Here is a 15,033-nt window from a genome sequence, read left to right as displayed (position 1 = left end):
ATCAGCTCTACTTATGTCAGTTTTCTGAAAAAGTAATTTTACGCATGTCTGGTCCGCCGTCATCCTGAATGCCTGATTGATTCCAGGACATCGCATGAAGCTGTATTACGCCCCCGACACTTGCTCGCTGTCGCCCCATATTGTGCTGCGCGAGCTGAACCTGCCGTTTACGCTGGTCCGGGTGAATAACCAAACCAAACGCACCGCCGATGGCGGCGACTTTCTGGCGGTGAACCCAAAAGGGTACGTCGCGGCCCTACAGCGCGACGACGGCGACGTTCTGACCGAAGGCCCCGCCATCGTCCAATACCTGGCGGACCTGAAACCGGAAGCCGGACTGGCGCCGCCCAATGGCAGTTGGCAGCGCAGCCGTCTTCAGGAATGGTTGAACTTCATCAGCACCGAAGTTCATGGCGGCTTTGGCCCGTTATTCAACCGCGAGCTGCCGCCGGCTGCGCGCGACTGGTGGCGCGGACGGCTTGAAAAAAGACTGGCCTATGTGGCGGACGCCTTAAGCCGCCAGGAGTATCTGGTGCAGGATCGGTTCGGCGTGGCCGACGCGTACCTGTACACCGTGCTGCGTTGGGCCGCATTTTTTGATATGGATCTACAGCGTTGGCCCGCGATCGCGGCCTACATGGCGCGCATCGAACAACGCCCCAGCGTACAGGCTGCACTGGCGGCGGAAGCAGCCGCCTGAGCCACCGCTTCCGTCCAGCCTTCCGCTTACCAGCGGTACGTCACGTTAGCCATCATGCTGCGGGCCTTGCCGTAATAGCAGCCAAAGGAATAATTGCAGCTGGACACGTAGTCTTTGTCGAACAGATTTTGCACCGTCAGGCTCGCCGTCGCGCCGCGCAGCGTGGGCGATACGTGTGCCAGGTCATAGCGCAAAGACGCATCCACCACGGCAAAGGCCGGCGTGCGGAAGGTGTTGGCGGAATCACCGAACGCGCTGCCTGTCCAGCGCACACCCGCGCCGACTTCCAGCCCGCCCAGCACGTCGCCAGACAGGCGGTAGTTGGTCCACAGGCTGGCAGCCCAGGTCGGCAGCGCAGCCAAACGTTTGCCTTCGTTGTAGGAGCCCGGCGTGGACGTCGGGTTCAAGTAGGTCAGGCCCGCAATGACGTCCAGGCGTTCGATCGGTTGCGATTTGATTTCCAGTTCCACCCCCTTGGAGCGCACGCCGCCGTTCTGCACTTCGTAACCCGGATGGTCAAAATCTTCTGACGACATGTTCTTTTGGCGGATCTCAAACGCGGCCAAGGTGATCAGCGTGTCGCTGCCCACGGGCTGATACTTCACGCCGATCTCGACCTGCTTGCCGGTCGTGGGCTTGAACGATTCACCGGCGAAATTCGTGCCGATGACAGGCAGGAAAGATTCGGAGTAGCTGATGTAGGGCGCTACGCCGTTTTCCGCTACGTAAGCCAGGCCGACGCGTCCGCTGAAGGCGCTATCGTCCCGGCGCGTCTTCGTGTCTGCAAGCAGATCCTTGTTGTTGATCTTGGCCCAGTCATAACGGCCGCCCATGGTCAGCACAAAACGGTCCAGCTTCACTTGATCTTGCAGATACAGCCCGACCTGATCGACGCTGTTATCCCACTGCGTCGTCAGCGGGGTATCGGGCTGCGCAACGTTGTAGTCGGGGGCATACAGGTTCAGCGGCGTGGCGGCGTAGTTGTTGTAGCCCGTGTACTTGCGCGAGAAATGGCGGTAGTCCAGCCCCACCAGCACGGTGTGGTCCAGCGCGCCGGTCTTGCCCTTGAGTTCCAGGTTGTTATCGACGCTGATGACGCTATTGTGCTGGCCCCAATCCAGCTTGGTCCGGCTGGCCTGGCTGTAATCGGTATTGCCGTCAGCATCCTGCACGAACCGGTTCAGATAGAAACCGCGATAGTTGTCGCGCACATCGACATAACGGATGGTCTGGCGAAACGCCGCCTGCTCGGAGAATTTGTGCGACAGATCCGAGCCCAGCACGTACTGGCGGCGGTAGAAATCGTTATAGCCTGGCTGACCGGTGAAAATGTCGCGATTGATCCGCTTGCCATCCGGGCCCGCGAACACGGTGCCTATCGCTGGCAGCGGCTGATAATCCGGCACGCCGCCATCACGCTGCAACTGCGTGTAGAGCGTCAGCGATGTCGCCGCGCTGGGTTTCCACGTCAAGCTGGGCGCTATCAACAGACGCCGGCTTTCCTTGTAGTCGATCTGTTCATTGCCTCCATTGGCGACTGCGGTCACGCGATACAGCAAGTTGCCGTCGGCATTGGCGGGGCCGGTCAGGTCCAGCGCGCTTTCCACCCGGCCATAACTGCCCACGCCAAATCGCACCTCGCGCAGGGTTTCTTCCGACGGCCGCTTGGACACCAGATTGATCAGACCGCCCGGCTGATTCTGCCCGTAGAGCACCGAGGCCGGACCCTTCAACACTTCCACCCGCTCCAGCAGGTAGGGATCGATCTGCAAGGCGCCGCCCAGACTGCCCGCATACGGCAGATATGTGCCATCCAGATACAGCGGCGCCGGGGCGAAGCCGCGCGAGTCGACCTCGTCGGCAATCATGTTGGAATCGGTGTAGCCGTTGACGTTGACGCCAGGCGTGTAGCGCAACGCCTGCGCCACCGTCTTCGCGCCGCGCGTGGTGATTTCAGCGGCGCTCACCACGTTTACGGTTTGCGGAATTTCCAGAATGGATGCATCCGTCTTGGTGCCCGTCGCGCTGCGCTTGGGCGCCACGCCTACCACCGGCCCCCAGGCGCTTTCGGTCTGCCCCACGACTCGCACCGGCTCAAGCACTGCCGTGCCAGTCGCAGCGGCGGGCGCACGGCGTAGCCGGTAAGCACCGCTTTCTTCGGCCACGGCTTCCAGGCCCGTACCCGCCAACAACGCCGACAAGCCGTCACGCAAGCCGTAAGCGCCGCGTAGTCCGGGACTGCGCACATCGGCGATCAAGGCGGGTTCCGCGCCCACCATGACGCCCGATTGCCGGCCAAATTCCAGCAAGACCTGACGAACCGGGCCGGCCGCAATGGCGTATTGCTGCCGGGCAGCCACTTCTTGGGCCTGCACAGGCTGCACGGACGCCAAAGAAAACAGCGCCGTCCCCACCGGCACGCCGAAAGCGACATGGCAAAGCCAGCGCCGCGCAGGCAACAGTTTGACGGACGTCGACGCACGACGGCGGGAATGAAGCGACATGGAGCAATCCTTGTGAGCGTTAGCAGTGAACAGTCCGGCCCGACAAGGCGGCTGTCCCTATGTCTAAGACTCGAATCGCAAAACGGTGCCGCGTTGTTACAAAATAGTGGCGCACCGCCCTCACCCGCCCACGATCACCAGGCCACATTCATGGCCCCACCGTCACCCAGTACGCCGTGCGCGTGTGTACCCGCACCGGCAGAATCCGCTCGATCAGGCGCAAGACCTTGTCCGTGTCCTGCAATGGAAAGGCGCCAGTCACTCGCAGCGCGGCCACGGCCGGGTCGCAGCGCAAGAAACCGCGCCGATAGCGTCCCAGCTCGGCAAGAAAATCATCCAGCCGCCAATCATCGGCAAACAACATGCCGTTCACCCAAGCGTCCGCATTGGTAGCGCTGGGTTGGGCCGCATCCACGCCGTGCGCATCAAAGGCCGTGCGCTCACCCCGGTTCAACTGCAAGGCGATGCCGCCTTGACGGGGCTGGATGCGGACCGCGCCGTCCAGCACGGCGACATGGGTTTCGGCCTCGCCGCCCAGTTGGCGCACCGTGAAGCGCGTGCCGATCGGGCTGACAAAACCGCTTCGGGTTTCAATAATCAACGGGCGGCCAGCCGCGTCGTGCCCGGACTCGACCCAGATTTCGCCTTCCACCAGTTCAATGCGCCGTGCCTGGGCATCAAAACGGGTGTCGATAGCACTGCGGGTGTTGAGCATCAGACGCGTGCCATCCGCAAGCGTCAGCATCCGCCGTTCGCCAACACCGGTCCGGTACGCCGCCGTCCAGACACGCCAGGGCGCGGGTTCGCCCGTCGCGATCACGGCGGCGCCCGCAGCGGACACCCCCAGCAGCGCGAGCAGCAAACGTCTGCGACCCGCTTGGGATTGGCTCACCTGCTCCAGCACCTGGGTGGCCGCAGCGCCCGGCAGTTTGGCCGCCTGGGCATCCAACGCCTGCGCCATTGCCGTCACCCGCTGCCATGCCACCTCGTGGTCGGGGCTGGACGACCGCCAGGCCTGCCAGCGGGCCAAATCCCCAGGCGTGGGTTCACATTGCAGACAGATCAGCCAGTCAGTCGCGGCCGCCACCACACGGGGCCGGCTGCGCAGCACGGCGGAAGACTGCGGAGTAGACATCGCGTTCAGCCGTACATCACGCAGAAACAGCGCTGCAACGCCTTGGACATCGTCTTCTTCACGATATCCAGCGTATGGCCGGTGCGTTGCGCGATGTCGGGATAAGACAGCCCTTCCAGTTGCGCCATCAGAAAGATGGTGCGCGTGCGCGCATCCATGCCATCGACCATGCGGCACAACTCCACCAGCGTTTCCACAACGATCAGCCGCGACTCTACCGAGGGTTCGCAAGGCTCGCCGCGCGCCGCCAGCACGTCCAGATAGGCAGACTCGATCACACTGCGGCGGTGATGCCGAAACAACAGCCGCTTGGCCACGGTGGAAAGATAGGCGCGGGGCTGGGCCAGGATCGGCTCTGGATCCACGGCCATGATGCGTTCAAAGGTATCGTGCGCCAGGTCGGCGGCATGATCGGCGCCCCCCAAACGGCGTCTGAGAAAGCCTAGCAGCCAGCGGTGGTGCTCGATATACAGCGTCTGAATCGCGTCGTGCGTAGGGCGGGCGGGAACGGGTTCGGACACGACGGACTCAATACGGGGGCTTGGGTGATAACAAGAATTAGTCGCATTCTATGCCAGCCAGCGCCCTATCGCCAATCCTCATTCCCCAGATAGCAACACCCCGGACGCTACGAGAACGCATCGATGCCGCGCATTAACGCGTCTGCCGTCCGGCGCAGTTGCAGCTGGTCCAGCCACCATTGCAACGCCCGCCCGTCGTACCCGCCGCGCCACGCCAGGTACAGCACATTGGGCTCCCGCGGAGTCTCGGTGGATTTTTCAATCAATTCACCGCGTTCCAATAGCGACGCAACCCGAAAACGCGGCACCCAGCCCACCCCCAGCCCATCACGCTGCGCCAGGATCTTGGCCCGCATGCTGGGCACCGCCAACGTCGCCTGCCCGCCCACCCGGCCATAACCGCGCACCGCTGTCCCGCGCGCCGTATCGGCCACCACCACGGCGCGATGCTGCTGAATCTGGTCCTGACGCAACGGCGCCTTGATCTTGGCCAGCGGATGGCGCGGAGACACGGCAAACAACCATTCCATCACGCCTAATTCCGCCCATTGCAGGTTCGGCATGGTCTGCGGCTCGTTGGTTGCGCCCACGATCAAGTCTGCGCGCCCCTCGCGCAGCGCCTCCCACGTGCCGCCCAGCACCTCTTGCGTAAAACGCAGCGTCACACCGGAATTGAGCTTGTCGAAGGCGTTAATCAAGGGCGTCATCAGCTCGAATTCCAGGATTTCGTCGCTGACGATACGCAACTGATCTTCCCAGCCGCTGGCTACCTGCCTGACACGCTGCGTGAGGCGCGACACGTCCTGCATGAGACGCGCGGCCTCGTCCGCCAGCAGTTGCCCTGCAGGCGTCAATTGCAGCCGGTAGCGGCGGCGGTCAAACAACAAGGCGTCGAAGCGTTCTTCCAGTTGCCGCGCCGCATGCGACACCGTTGACGGCGCCCGGCCCAGCGCGGCCGCCGCCCTCGACAGGCTGCCGCTGTCGCGGATGGCTTCCAAGAGCGCCAGTTCATTTTCCGTCAACATGTGCAATTCCTTCGAACGTGTTCGTCCGAAAGATCGTACGACAAACCACGGCGCCAAGCGCACTATGACTACACCTTATTGAACAACCCCAAGGAGATCACCATGAATCGTTTTGAACAGAAGACCGTACTGATTACCGGCGGCGCCAGCGGCATCGGCTTTGCCGCAGCGCAGGCTTTTGCTGCTGAAGGCGCTCGCGTCATCATCACCGGCCGCGACGCCGCCGCACTGGAAACGGCCCGGGCCAGCCTGGGCGCAACCGCCTTGGCGATCCGCAACGACGCCTCTGCCCCTGGCTCCGCCGCCGCCCTGGCCGCCTCGCTGCGCGAGGCCGGCGTGCGGCTGGATGCACTCTTCATGAATGCCGGGATCGCCAAGTTCGCCACCTTGTCCGAAGCAACCGAAGACTTGTGGGATCAGACCTTCAATACCAACATCAAAGGCGTGTTCTTTCAGCTGCAAGCGCTGGACCCGCTGCTGAACCCGGGCACGTCCATCGTCTTGAACGGCTCTATCAATGCGCACATCGGCATGCCAGCGTCATCCATCTATGCCGCAAGCAAAGCCGCGCTGATCTCGCTGGCCAAAACCTTGTCGGCCGAACTGCTGCCGCGCGGCATTCGCGTCAATGTCGTCAGCCCGGGGCCGATCAGCACGCCTATCTACGGCAAGCTGGGGTTGGACGCTGACACGCTGGACAAGACCGCCGCCGGTATCAAAGCGCAGATTCCGCTGGGCCGTTTTGGCACCCCGCAAGAACTCGCGTCGACGGTGCTGCATCTGGCCGCTCCTGAGTCCGCATTTATCGTCGGCACCGAGATCATTGTGGATGGCGGCATGAGTCAGCTGTAAGCGGGGCTACACCCGGCCAGGGGGTCGCCAGCACGGGGCGCGCAGGCAGTGATAGCATTGCCGGCATGACTTCGATTCTGCATGACCACCCTATCGACCCCGCCATCCGCGAACGCGTCATGGCGACCTTGCAACACATAGAGCAACGCCACGATGTGCGCGTGTTGCTCGCTTGCGAATCCGGCAGCCGAGGCTGGGGTTTTGCCTCGCCCGACAGCGACTACGACGTGCGCTTTCTGTACGTCCACAAGCTGGATTGGTACTTGCGAGTGGCTCCACAGCGCGACGTCATTGAACTGCCTATCGACGACGAGCTGGATGTCTCGGGCTGGGAACTGCGCAAGGCGCTGCAACTGCTGCGCGGCTCCAATCCCACGCTTTTCGAATGGCTGGACTCGCCCGTCATCTACCGTCAGGACGACGCGGCGAGCGATTGGCTGCGCCAGTTCCGCACGAATTATTTTTCCAGCATCAAAGGCCGTTGGCACTACGTGGCGATGGCCGGACGGAACTTCCGTGAGTCGCTGCAAGGCGACACGGTCCGTCTGAAGAAGTATCTGTACGTGCTGCGCCCGGTTCTGGCCGCGCAATGGATCGACAGCGGCCGGGGCATTCCGCCAATGCGCTTTGCCGACCTGGCCGACGTCATGGTCACCGACCCCGCGCTGCGCGACGAAATCAATCAGCTGCTCAAGATAAAGATGAGCGCCGGTGAAGCCGAACACGGGCCGCGCTTTCCGCTGATTCACGCTTTTCTGGAAACCACGCTGCCGGTTCTGGAGCAAGCGCCCTACTTCGACCGGCCCGACGGCCAGACTGAAAAGCTGGACCGCTTTCTGCTTGAAGTGGTGACGGGCGCGCCGCTGACTTATTGATCAGGCAGGCCAGCCCCGATCGAACGCAGCGCCCGCTTGCAAATGCGTTCGGTCGCCGGTGCAGGCGAACCAGCCTGCCACCGCGCACACACCCCGCGCACCCATGCGGGCTGATCTTTGCTGGCGTCGTTCAACCAGTTCGCCACCGAGTCCTGCACATACACCGCGGGGTCTGCCCGCAAGGGTTCCAGCAGTGGCAACGCCATGGCCGGATCGGATTTAAGCGCGGCGATATGCGCGCACCATACCCCACGAGGCCGCAGAGCCTCGCTGGCAAAGCGCCGCACGCGTTCGGATGGATCTTTGGTCCAGGAGCGCAACTGCGCGATAGACGTTTCCAGTTCGGCCGCCAATGACGGACGCACCGCCAGCCACACCCATTCCCGCACGCCAAAATGCGCGTCGTCGGCCAGCGGACGGATCTTTGCCAGCCGGTCTTGCACGGTCAGACCCGGCATGGCGCCCGCCATAAAGCAAGCCCATCCGCGCACCGTGTCCGACTCATGCGTCTTCAGCGAATCGAAGGCGTCTGGACCCAAGCGCTCATCAAGTATCCGCGCCGCCCCCGCCATGCGCTTGGAAATTCCCGTTGCTGCCTGCGCCTGCATCTCGGCCACGGCGTCATGGCCCACTTGTGGCGCCACCGCCTGCATCAGCGCCGCAAAGTCCACCGCCAGGCATTCGGTCAAGGTTGACGCTGGTGCGCCCGCGTTCAGCTGTGCCAACCGCGCGGGACTAATGTCCTTGACGCCACGGCCAGCTGGCGCCGCGTTGGAAGATTTGACCCGGCTCATCACGCCACCTCACGCAATGCGGCGCGGCCTGTGTCCGTGCCCCGCCAAACCAAAGCCAGCAGTTCGCTCAGGCGCGCCTTGTCCCGGCTGGCCAGACCGCCAAACAAGGAGCCGATCCAGTCGGTATGTTCCTTGAACAGCTTTGCCGCCGCCGTCTTACCCTTGGCAGTGAGCTTGACTGTGATCTTGCGCCGGTCTTCTTTGCCGGGTTCGCGCAAAACAAATCCGTCGCGCTCCAGGCCGTCGAGCAAACCCGTAACGGTGGCGCGCGTAACACCTGCGCCATCTGCCAGCTCGTGCGGCGACAGTCCGTCTGCCTGATCGTGCAGCAGAAACAGCAACACGAATTTGCCCTCGGACAACTGGCGCGGCGCCAAGCGGGCCGCGCAGTCCCGGTCAATGGCATTGGCCAGAGACAACAGCTGAAAGCACAAGCCGATGTCATCCACCGACGGCAAACCGCGCCGCGCCGCTTCATCGAGCAAGGCGTGATGTTTGCGTTCCAGCATGGGCAGCAGGTCGGACACTGGATCTCCTTGAATTCAATACGGTGGCATATAGTACGGCGCCTAACTATATGCAAGCAAACGGCGAATCTCACGCGCTATCATGTCCGCCTTGATCACATCCACAGACTCCATTCGCATGTCCGACACCGCCAAGCCCTTCGACGTTCAAGCCTTCATTGCCCAAAGCCTGGAAGGCATGCAGGCCGCCACCACGGCACACTGCGCCACCTGGCATCTGGATGAAGCCGAACAATGGTCCGTGGACATGGATCAGGAAAGCATCGTTTTCCAACTGCCGGGCGGCATCACCGCCACCGCTCCGGTGCAGATCGTGGGTACGTCCAACAGCGATGACGGCAGTTTTCTGTGGGGCTGGGATCACCCCTCCGTGCCCGCCGAGCTGTCCGAACACGCACAGCTGGCACTGGCATTTGGCCGCGCGCATGGACTGCCCGCCTACACCCACCGCAAGGTCCAGTGCGACGACGGCATGGCATGGGAATTCACCGCCGTGGCCATGCGCCTGGGCGAAGCCACCGGCACCTACCGCGCGCAAGCGTCCGACACCGCGTATGTCTGGATGACCTTCGGGCAAGTGACCTTGTCGGCCGCGACGGACGCGTCGCAAGACTGATCGGCCGCTCCAGACGCGCTGCGAGACTGATCGACGGCCCCGGGCCGTCGGGTATATTGCGCCGTTCACCATCCCAACCCGCCGCCCCATGTTCCAGACCTTGCCGCGCCTGCCCTTCCCATTGCCTGGCGCATTGGCTCTGGCCATGCTGTCGCTCATGAACACCCAGGCCTGGGCCGCCCAGCGCACGGTCTACACCGGCACCTTGCAAGGCGCGGGTGTAGTCGTGATGGAGCTGGACAGCCAGGCAACGGGCGACGGCGTATTGACCGGGCGCTACTTCTATCCAAAGCACGGCGTTGATATCCCGCTGAAGGGCACGCCCCAGGCGCTGCGCGAACCCAAGACCTACCAAGAGGTTGTGGAAAGCGGCCAGGACCCTGATTCCGGCACGCCGCCTGCCGCTGCCACCTGGCAAGGCAAGCGCGACGCATCGGGCTTCCAGGGGACATGGACTGACGCCCGCACCGGCAAGCAGCGCGCATTCACGCTGCGCCGGGTTGCCGAATACGATCCCGAAGCATTAGCCCCCGATAGCGTGCAAGCCGTCACGGATGCGATCAGCGGTGGCGTGGGCAGTGGCATCAATGCGGATGCCGGCATCAACAGCAAAACCGCCCCTTATGAATCGTTGAAGCTTGCGGGCCACGCCGTGCCGACCGGTGCGGATAGTGGCAGCGGCCCCGTGGCCTATCGGATGTGGCGCGACCCCCGCACCAAATTCAGCTACCCGCGACTTAGCCGCCACCCCGACCCGCAAGTGCTGGCACGCATCAACGCTTTGCTGGAGCAGCGCCATTGGCAGATGAGCCTGGCCGCGCTGGCTTGCAAGGCCACGATTTATACGGACGGCAACCCGGCCGCCGGCACGCTGGGCAGTTATGAAGACGAAGCCATCACGGTCGATTGGTTGTCCCCCGCCTTGATGACGGTGATCGAATCCGGCAGCCTGTACTGCGGAGGCGCGCACCCTAACAACCATTTCGATCCGTACACCTTCGACTTGCTGCGCGGCGAATACCTGGATTGGAACCGCGTCTTTGACGCTTATGTGCCCGGCGACGACGGCTGGCGCAAGGAAAGCCCGGCCCTGATGGAGCTGGTGGACAAAGCGCGCAAGCCGCCTCCCGCTTCGAACGCCAAGGTCGATGACGATGACACCGGCCTGGACGAATGCTCAGACCTGTGGCCGAGTTATCTGGCCCTGGGCGCCGAATCGCCGGGCGTGTTGAGCCTGTCGGTGTCTGGCGTGGGCCATGCCATGGGCGTCTGCCTGGGCACGCACGCGACGGTGCCTTTCAAAGACCTGGAGCCCTATCTGAAGCCGGGCGGAAAAGCCTATCTGGTCGGTCAATAGCGGGGGCTGGTTGCGGCGCCCTGCGCCGATTGCATCTTTGCCAAGCGGAATCGAATCATGCAATAATTGATAACGATTCCCATTACATGACTATCCCCCTGAGCGCCGTGGACTCCCATCTGGCTAGAAATGCCCGGTTTTCCAGCATTTATCAAGAAGACCATCCCTGGCTCGAACGGCGGCTGCGCGACGGTCTGCGCAATCGGGAAGATGCGCAGGACGTAGCCAGCGAAACGTTCACGCAATTGCTTCAGGCGCCCGCCCTGCACCAATTGAAAGAGCCGCGCGCCATGCTGGTCACTATTGCCCGGCGGATCACGTGGCGGCTGTGGCGCAGGCGCGAGCTTGAAAAAGCCTGGCTCGACATGCTGCACACCCTGCCCGAGCCCGTAGAGCCTTCCGCAGAAAGCCGGTTTCAGACGTTGCGCGCATTGCAGACGCTGGATGCCATTCTGGACGGCCTCTCCGCCAAAGCTCGCATGGCATTCCTGTACAGCCAGCTGGACGGCATGACGCACGTTGAAATTGCGCATCGCTTGAAGGTATCGCCCACCATGGTGCGCAAGTACATTGCCCAAGCCTTGTTGCGCTGCTGTGCGGCTTTTGACGCATGACGGCCGCCGCTGCGACGCCAAGCGAATCGGCCCGTCTGGCCGCCATCGAATGGCAACTCTGTCTGTCCGGCGGGAGCGCCACGGACGACGACCGCCAGGCCTTTGATGCCTGGTTGACCGCTAGCCCCTTGCATGGCGCTGCCTGGCAGCACCTGAACGCCGCGCTGGGCAACGCGCTGCGAGTGATCGATCCCAAACTATTGACGGCTGCTGGCCCGTTGCGCCGCTCATTGCTGCGGCCACAGGACACCCAGCGCCGGCGGCTGAACAAGCTGCTGCTTGCCTCCGGCGCCCTGCTGGCTGGCGGCGCGTGGCTGGACCGCCAGATTCCGCTGCGCCACGTTGCGGCCGATTATGTGACCGGCACCGGACAGCGGCGGCGGGTCCTGCTGCCTGACGGCAGCGTGATGGAGTTGGACGCCCGCAGCGCCGCCAGCGCAGAATTTGCGCCAGGAAAACGGCTGGTGCGCCTGGAAACTGGCGCCGCGGTTTTCGAACTGGCCGGGTCAGCCACAGCGCTCGCCCCCGCCGTCAACCTGCCCTTGCGCATCCTGACCGGCGAAGGCGAAGTACGGCTGAATGCCGGCCGCGCGCTGGTGCAATGCGATGCCGGCCGAAGCCTGTGCGTGGCGTTGGCTGGAGACGCCGAAATCATCACGCGCCAGGGGCAGCGCAGGCGGCTTGCCGCTGGTCAGGGGGCCTGGTTCGACACCCGCCAGGTCGATGCAACGCAGGAAGCTCAGGCTCATGCCGCCGCCTGGCAGGAAGGCCAGATCGAAGTCCACAACGAACCGCTACAGCGCGTAGTTGATGCGCTGTCCCGATACCGGCCGGGTTGGATACGCGTGTCGCCCGCCGCCAGCCGATTGCGCGTGTCGGGCCTGTTTCCGCTGGACGACACCGATCGCGCACTGGAAGCCTTGCGTCATACCCAACCGATCACGCTGCGCCGATTCGGCACGCTATACGTGATGATCGACGTGTCCGCCCCCCAGGCGTGATGCCGCTGACCCGATCCGATAAATATTTTTCCGTGCAGGTGTTTTTTTCGCGAGGCCAGTGCACATACATGGAACGCGTCCCTACGCAATAACGGAGTGTTCCATGTTTTCGATCAGGTTCCCGGCCAGCAGCGCCGTGGCCGCAATGGTGGCGATGGCAATTGGCCCGCTGGCCCCCCTGCACGCCCAAACCCAGCTTTCGCAAAGCGTGCGGCAATACAGCGTGGCACCCGGTCCGCTGGATGCCGCCCTTACGCAGATCGCCCGCACCGCGGGCGCCGTGATCTCTTATTCCCCCGACCTGGTAGCCGGCAAAACAGCGCCCGCCGTCTCGGGCGAATTGACGCTGGACCAAGCCACCCGCCGCGCCCTGACGGGTAGCGGCCTGGATTTGGCCGTTGCTCCGGACGGCACCCTCACCATCCGGCCCGCGCCAGCGGCGTCGCCCGTCACCACCCTGACGCCCGTCAGCGTCGAAGGCGCCGTGCTGGGCCCCGTCACGGAAGGCACGGGGGCCTACACCATCAGCTCCATGGCGACGGCGACGAAGTTCCAGTTGTCGCAACGCGAAACGCCCCAGTCGGTCAGCGTCATCACCCGCCAGCAGATAGACGATCGCGGCTTCCAATCGTTGGATGAAGTGGCCCGCGACGCCACCGGGCTGAGCACGCGCCAGATTGGCGGCGGCGAACGCACGCAGTTCTTCTCGCGCGGATTCGAGATCAACTCGTTCATGGCCGACGGCGTTCCCCTGGCGTACGACTACGACACACAGGGAGTCGCCACGCTGGCCATGTATGACCACGTGGAAGTCTTGCGCGGCGCATCGGGGCTGATGACCGGCGTCGGCAACCCGTCAGGCACGATCAATCTGGTGCGCAAGCGCCCCACCGCCATGCCGCAATTCTCGGTGACGACCAGCGCCGGCAGCTGGGACAATTACCGGGGCGAGGTGGATGGATCAGGCCCGTTGAATGAAAGCGGCTCGGTGCGCGCGCGCGGCGTCGTTGCATACCAGGATTCCGGCACGTTCAAGAAGGCCTACGAACATCAGCGGCAGCTGTATTACGGCACCATCGACACCGACCTGACAGCCAACACCACCCTTAGCGTGGGCGGCTATTACAACCGTGAAGACAACCCAGGCGCCGACTGGAATGGACTGCCGACCCGGCGCGATGGCTCCTTCTACGACTTCAGCCGATCCACGCGCCTGACGCCGGACTGGGCCTACTGGAACAAGGAAAACACCAGCATCTTCGCCGAGCTCGATCACCGCTTTGCCAATGGCTGGAAAGGCAGACTGACCACCCGCGCGCTACGCTCAAAGCTGGACATGCTGGGCACCTATCTGTATCCGCTTGAAGACTCGGAAGACTTTGGCCAGGGCGTAGGCAAATATGCCTACGACAAGACGCAATACAGCATCGACGGTTATCTGAGCGGGCCGTTCGAACTGCTGGGCCGCACGCATGAACTGGTGCTGGGCGGCAGCTTCCGCAAGAACAAGGACGATGACGGCCCAGGCGGTTGGCCCAGTGATTACAACGTTATCGTTGACCCCATGAACTGGGATTCCAGCGCCGTTCCCAAGCCTGCAATCACGTACCCCTGGTCGCGCAAAGGCCATCAGCGGCTGACCAGCGGTTACGCCACCACGCGCTTCAGCCTGGCCGACCCGCTGAACCTGATGCTGGGCGCGCGCGTCGACTCCTATGAATACCAGATGAACTTGAAGTCTGGCGACTACGTCGACAACGCGGGGTACAAGGTAAGCAACGAGATCACACCTTACGCTGGCCTGGTGTACGACCTGGACAAGCGCCATTCGGTGTACGCCAGCTGGACCAGCGTGTTCCAGCCCCAGAACTATCAGACCGCCAGCGGCGCTTTGCTGGACCCGGTGACGGGCACCAACCTGGAGGCCGGGATCAAGGGCGAGTATTTTGACGGCAAGCTCAACGCCAGCATGGCGGTTTTCCAGATCAACCAGAAAAACCTGCCGGTCACGATGGAGCAATCGCTCTGCGTCAATCGTGCCCAGTCTTGCTACACGCAAGCCGGCGAGGTGCAGAGCCGCGGCATTGAATTGGAACTTGCCGGATCGCTGACCCCGGGCTGGCAAGTAATGGCCGGTTATACGTTCAACCAGTCCAAGTACGTCAAGGATTCGGACGCAGGCCCGGCAGGCACGCGGTATGACACGCAGTCTCCGCGTCACCTGTTCAAGCTGTCCACGATCTACACCTTGCCCGGCGCCTTGAATCAGTGGCGTGTGGGCGGCGCGTTGCGCATGCAAAGCCCGATCAGCACACACTTTGGCGTGCGTCAGGCGGGCTACAGCATCGTGGACACCGTGGTGTCGTATCAAGCCAGCCGCAACCTGGATCTGCGTCTTAACGTCTACAACGTTTTCGACAAGTACTACTACCAGGCCATCGGCAGCACGCAAGACAATAACCACTTCGGCGCGCCGCGGTCGTTCCTGCTGACAGCCAAGTACACGTTCTAG

At 63.2% G+C, this 15,033-nt stretch carries 14 protein-coding genes; 8 read left to right on the top strand and 6 right to left on the bottom strand.

What is annotated here, in order from left to right:
* Window positions 1–94 precede the first annotated feature (94 nt).
* Window positions 95–700: a glutathione transferase GstA gene (gene gstA, locus RAS12_RS04985; RefSeq protein WP_306945718.1), complete on the top strand. Its 606-nt coding sequence runs from the start codon at window positions 95–97 to the stop codon at window positions 698–700.
* A 26-nt stretch (window positions 701–726) separates the two neighbouring features.
* Here gstA and RAS12_RS04980 read toward each other — a convergent pair whose 3' ends face one another.
* The 4 genes from RAS12_RS04980 to RAS12_RS04965 form a co-directional block, all read right to left on the bottom strand.
* Window positions 727–3,204 carry a TonB-dependent siderophore receptor gene (locus RAS12_RS04980; protein ID WP_306945716.1) on the bottom strand — a complete coding sequence of 826 codons (2,478 nt, stop codon included), beginning with the start codon at window positions 3,202–3,204 and terminating at the stop codon, window positions 727–729.
* Window positions 3,205–3,352: 148 nt separating this feature from the next.
* Window positions 3,353–4,339, bottom strand: coding sequence for a FecR domain-containing protein (locus RAS12_RS04975; protein ID WP_306945714.1), 987 nt, complete (start codon window positions 4,337–4,339; stop codon window positions 3,353–3,355).
* A 5-nt stretch (window positions 4,340–4,344) separates the two neighbouring features.
* Window positions 4,345–4,860 (bottom strand): sigma-70 family RNA polymerase sigma factor, encoded by a 516-nt coding sequence (locus tag RAS12_RS04970; RefSeq protein ID WP_306945712.1) that lies wholly within the window; start codon window positions 4,858–4,860, stop codon window positions 4,345–4,347.
* Window positions 4,861–4,967: 107 nt separating this feature from the next.
* Window positions 4,968–5,885, bottom strand: a complete 918-nt coding sequence (locus RAS12_RS04965) for a LysR substrate-binding domain-containing protein (RefSeq protein ID WP_306945711.1) — start codon at window positions 5,883–5,885, stop codon at window positions 4,968–4,970.
* A gap of 102 nt (window positions 5,886–5,987) precedes the next feature.
* On the opposite strand from RAS12_RS04965, the gene RAS12_RS04960 reads away from it, so the two are divergent.
* Both RAS12_RS04960 and RAS12_RS04955 read left to right on the top strand, forming a co-directional pair.
* Window positions 5,988–6,737 (top strand): SDR family oxidoreductase, encoded by a 750-nt coding sequence (locus RAS12_RS04960; protein WP_306945710.1) that lies wholly within the window; start codon window positions 5,988–5,990, stop codon window positions 6,735–6,737.
* Window positions 6,738–6,802: 65 nt separating this feature from the next.
* Complete coding sequence (locus RAS12_RS04955) at window positions 6,803–7,612, top strand: nucleotidyltransferase domain-containing protein (RefSeq protein WP_306945708.1); 810 nt, start codon at window positions 6,803–6,805, stop codon at window positions 7,610–7,612.
* Here the strand turns inward: RAS12_RS04955 and RAS12_RS04950 are convergent.
* Together RAS12_RS04950 and RAS12_RS04945 are read right to left on the bottom strand one after the other, a co-directional pair.
* On the bottom strand, window positions 7,606–8,406 hold the full coding sequence (locus tag RAS12_RS04950) for a DNA alkylation repair protein (RefSeq protein WP_306945706.1): 801 nt from the start codon (window positions 8,404–8,406) through the stop codon (window positions 7,606–7,608). The two genes, RAS12_RS04955 and RAS12_RS04950, sit on opposite strands and share 7 nt — an antisense overlap.
* The gene (locus RAS12_RS04945; protein ID WP_306951307.1) at window positions 8,406–8,915 is read right to left on the bottom strand and encodes a MarR family winged helix-turn-helix transcriptional regulator; all 510 of its coding nucleotides are present in this window, start codon (window positions 8,913–8,915) and stop codon (window positions 8,406–8,408) included. The genes RAS12_RS04950 and RAS12_RS04945 overlap by 1 nt, the downstream gene beginning before the upstream one ends.
* Before the next feature lie 100 nt (window positions 8,916–9,015).
* Here RAS12_RS04945 and RAS12_RS04940 point away from each other — a divergent pair, with 100 nt between their 5' ends.
* The 5 genes from RAS12_RS04940 (at window position 9,016) to RAS12_RS04920 (ending at window position 15,033) form a co-directional block, all read left to right on the top strand.
* On the top strand, window positions 9,016–9,549 hold the full coding sequence (locus tag RAS12_RS04940) for a DUF6882 domain-containing protein (protein ID WP_306945704.1): 534 nt from the start codon (window positions 9,016–9,018) through the stop codon (window positions 9,547–9,549).
* An 88-nt stretch (window positions 9,550–9,637) separates the two neighbouring features.
* Entirely contained in the window at window positions 9,638–10,906 is a 1,269-nt protein-coding gene (locus RAS12_RS04935) for a hypothetical protein (protein ID WP_306945702.1), read from the top strand.
* An 86-nt stretch (window positions 10,907–10,992) separates the two neighbouring features.
* Window positions 10,993–11,520 carry a sigma-70 family RNA polymerase sigma factor gene (locus tag RAS12_RS04930; RefSeq protein ID WP_306945700.1) on the top strand — a complete coding sequence of 176 codons (528 nt, stop codon included), beginning with the start codon at window positions 10,993–10,995 and terminating at the stop codon, window positions 11,518–11,520.
* Window positions 11,517–12,521, top strand: coding sequence for a FecR family protein (locus RAS12_RS04925; protein WP_306945698.1), 1,005 nt, complete (start codon window positions 11,517–11,519; stop codon window positions 12,519–12,521). The genes RAS12_RS04930 and RAS12_RS04925 overlap by 4 nt, the downstream gene beginning before the upstream one ends.
* A gap of 103 nt (window positions 12,522–12,624) precedes the next feature.
* Window positions 12,625–15,033: a TonB-dependent siderophore receptor gene (locus tag RAS12_RS04920; protein ID WP_306945697.1), complete on the top strand. Its 2,409-nt coding sequence runs from the start codon at window positions 12,625–12,627 to the stop codon at window positions 15,031–15,033.

The sequence above is a fragment of the Achromobacter seleniivolatilans genome (assembly GCF_030864005.1).
GTDB lineage: Bacteria > Pseudomonadota > Gammaproteobacteria > Burkholderiales > Burkholderiaceae_B > Achromobacter > Achromobacter seleniivolatilans.
Note: the sequence above shows the minus strand (reverse complement) of the source record. Positions and strands in the feature narration are given on the sequence as shown.